At 60.4% G+C, this 2801-nt stretch carries 5 protein-coding genes; all 5 read left to right on the plus strand.

Going from position 1 to position 2801, the window contains the following annotated elements:
• The coding region (locus NW820_RS05160) for a sigma-70 family RNA polymerase sigma factor (RefSeq protein WP_414406868.1) at positions 1-354 on the plus strand (354 nt) is incomplete at its 5' end.
• Positions 351-1106 (plus strand): anti-sigma factor domain-containing protein, encoded by a 756-nt coding sequence (locus tag NW820_RS05165; RefSeq protein ID WP_414381903.1) that lies wholly within the window; start codon positions 351-353, stop codon positions 1104-1106. The genes NW820_RS05160 and NW820_RS05165, both read left to right, overlap by 4 nt.
• 133 nt (positions 1107-1239) lie before the next feature.
• On the plus strand, positions 1240-1461 hold the full coding sequence (locus NW820_RS05170; protein ID WP_414329235.1) for a DUF2839 domain-containing protein: 222 nt from the start codon (positions 1240-1242) through the stop codon (positions 1459-1461).
• Positions 1462-1501: 40 nt separating this feature from the next.
• The gene (locus NW820_RS05175; RefSeq protein ID WP_414406869.1) at positions 1502-2329 is read left to right on the plus strand and encodes a carbon-nitrogen hydrolase family protein; all 828 of its coding nucleotides are present in this window, start codon (positions 1502-1504) and stop codon (positions 2327-2329) included.
• Between the two features lie 9 nt (positions 2330-2338).
• Positions 2339-2599 carry a glutaredoxin family protein gene (locus NW820_RS05180; RefSeq protein WP_011432810.1) on the plus strand — a complete coding sequence of 87 codons (261 nt, stop codon included), beginning with the start codon at positions 2339-2341 and terminating at the stop codon, positions 2597-2599.
• Positions 2600-2801 lie beyond the last annotated feature (202 nt).

Raw genomic sequence — 2801 nt, forward strand, 5'->3', positions numbered from 1 at the left:
CGGGGATCCCTGCGCACCTACCTGAGCATCTTGGCTCGCTCTCGCTGTTTGGATCGGCTGCGCTCTTGGCGGAATCGACAGCGCTCCCTGGAACAGGGCAGAGTGGAATTGCAGGGTAGTCCTGCTGCGGATCCCACCTTGGAGCAGTTGGCCCAAGCGGAACGGGTGGCCGAGGTGCAAACGGCTTTGGCCGAGTTGTCCGAAAGTCAACGGCAAGTCTTAAAGATGGCCTATTACGAAGGCATGAGCCAAACGGAAATTGCCAAGCAACTGGATCTGCCTTTGGGAACGGTCAAAGCCAGAGCTCGGCGGGCTCTGCTGCGGCTGCGCGAGTTGTTGGGAGGCCCCTCATGAAAGCCGAATCTGTGTCTCCCGAAGAACTGCAACTGTGGCTGGCAGGCTATGTGCTGGGGGATCTCTCCCCGGAAGAGGCCGACCGGCTGGAGGCATTGCTCAAGCTGCGCCCGGAGCTGCACCGAGAACTGCAGGCTTTGCAACGGGCGTTGGAGACAGCCTACGGCGTGGAGGAAAAGCAACCTCCCCCCGCCCTGCGGGCTTCTCTGTTGCAGGCACATGCGGAGCAGGCAGCCCAACCGATGCGCACCCCCGCCTGGATTGCCAAGGGATCCCGTCTCTGGCAGCGGGGCTTGGGGGCGGTGGCCGCAGGCTTGATCGTCGCTTTGGGGCTGGGGAACCTCTACCTGTGGCGCAGGCTGCAGCTAGCCCAGACGCAAGGGATCCCTGGCGAGGTGTTGACCTATGAATTGCAGCCGACTGCGGAGAACCTGGCCGGCTCGGTCAAGCTTGAGGTGGATCCCCAGCGCCTGCAAGGGCGATTGGTGGCCCAAGGGTTGCCGCCTTTGCCGGAAGGCCGGGTCTATGCCCTGTGGGTGGTGCTGGAACCGGAGGCGCCCTTTACCACCGATAGGGCGGGGGCCGTTCTCGTGGCAGCTTTTCCGGTGGATGAAACAGGAAATCGCCAACAGGAGCTGCGCCTACCGCCGGTGTTTGAATCTACAGAATGGGTGCGGGCTGTGGCCATTACCGAAGAGGATGGCAATCGTCCCCAAGAGCACCAGGGATCCCCTTTGTGGATTTCCGGCTAGGGATGGATTGGCGTGGCCCGATGGCACAAGTAGGCGATTGTGATGCAGATGGATGTCAACCCAGTCTTGTGACCCAGGCAGAAGGCCTTAAGATAAAAGTCGCCACCCCAGCGAAGAACTTGGAGGCCACCCCATGGGCGAAGCGAAGCGCCGTAAAACCCGCATCAGCCAAGATCCCGACCAAGAGCTGGTGTTTCCCAACCTCAAGGATATTCCCCTCACCAAAGGGCAAGCTCGCGCCATCTACAATTGGACAACCCGTGGCGCTTGGGCAGGCATCATTCTCCTGGCCATCATTTGGGTGGTGATCCGATTTGTAGGGCCTGCCTTCGGCTGGTGGCATCTGGTCGGCTAGCCGGCCGGATCCCCTTTAGCATCCTTTGGAGTTTCCGTCTATGCGCTCTTATCTGGCAGCCGCCATTCAAATGACCAGCATTCCCGATCTGGCCAGCAACTTGCAGCAGGCGGAAGAGTGGATCGACTTTGCAGTGCGCCAGGGGTGCGAGCTGGTGACGCTACCAGAAAACTTTGCCTTCATGGGGCCGGAAGCCGAGAAAGCCCGCCTTGCCCCCGAGATTGCGGAGCGGGCTGAGGAGTTTCTGAGCAAGATGGCCCAGCGCTACCAGGTATTTATTTTGGGAGGAGGGTATCCTGTGCCGGACGGGCAGGGCAAAGTTTACAATACCGCTGCCCTCTACAGCCCTGACGGCAAAGAGCTGGCCCGCTATCGCAAAATCCACCTGTTCGATGTCAATCTGCCCGACGGCAATACCTACCGCGAGTCGAACACGGTGGTCAGCGGAGATGAGGTGGTCACCTGCGAGCAAGAGCAACTGGGGAACCTCGGTTTGTCGGTCTGCTACGACGTACGCTTTCCAGAGCTGTACCGATCCCTGGTGGATCGCGGAGCCCAGATTTTGCTCATCCCTGCCGCCTTCACGGCCTACACGGGTCGGGATCACTGGCAGGTTTTGCTGCAATGCCGGGCCATTGAGAACACCTGTTACGTGATAGCCCCCGCCCAGGTGGGCACCCACTACGAGCGGCGACAGTGTCACGGCCATGCCATGATCGTGGACCCCTGGGGGACTATCTTGGCGGATGCGGGTGGCGAAAAACCGGGGGTGGCCATTGCTGAAATTAACCCAGAGCGTTTCCAGTTGGTCAGGCGGCAGATGCCTTCCCTACAACACCGTCGGCTGGCCTGCACCGTCACCCGCTAGGGATCCGCTGTGCCTTGGCCCCCCCTGATTCTCTACAGCAAACCCGGCTGCCACCTCTGCGAGAGCTTGGTGGAGAAGTTGCGGCAGATCCCCGAAATCCGTGATCTGGAAGTCCGCGACATCACCTCCAACCCGAGTTGGTGGGAGCAATACCAACTGGAAGTTCCCGTGCTCACCCTGGCAGGGGATCCCGAGCGACCTTTGCCACGTCCTTCCCCTCGGCTGACGGTGAGCCAGTTGCGGGCTTGGCTTGAGAAACAGCTCCGTTGAATTTCTCCTGCTGCTGCCGGAGCTTTCTCTGCCATGCCTATGGAGAGAGCAGCGATTCGCTGCGGGCGGTGTAGCCGGCTTGACGCAGGGCTTCAACGGCGGCTTGGGCATTGTTAACCCAAAATTGGGATCCCATTCTCACCCAAAGGGTATGGGGATGGGCGGTGATGGCAGCCACGACAGGAATGCGATTTTCTTCTTT

Origin of the sequence: Synechococcus sp. R55.7 (assembly GCF_047461955.1) — a bacterium.
Lineage (GTDB): Bacteria > Cyanobacteriota > Cyanobacteriia > Thermostichales > Thermostichaceae > Thermostichus.

What these genes read in the sequence shown, in the direction of transcription:
- NW820_RS05165 (WP_414381903.1), top strand. Translation starts at nt 351, where the DNA reads ATGAAAGCCGAATCTGTGTCTCCCGAAGAACTGCAACTGTGGCTGGCA.
- NW820_RS05170 (WP_414329235.1), top strand. Translation starts at nt 1,240, where the DNA reads ATGGGCGAAGCGAAGCGCCGTAAAACCCGCATCAGCCAAGATCCCGAC.
- NW820_RS05175 (WP_414406869.1), top strand. Translation starts at nt 1,502, where the DNA reads ATGCGCTCTTATCTGGCAGCCGCCATTCAAATGACCAGCATTCCCGAT.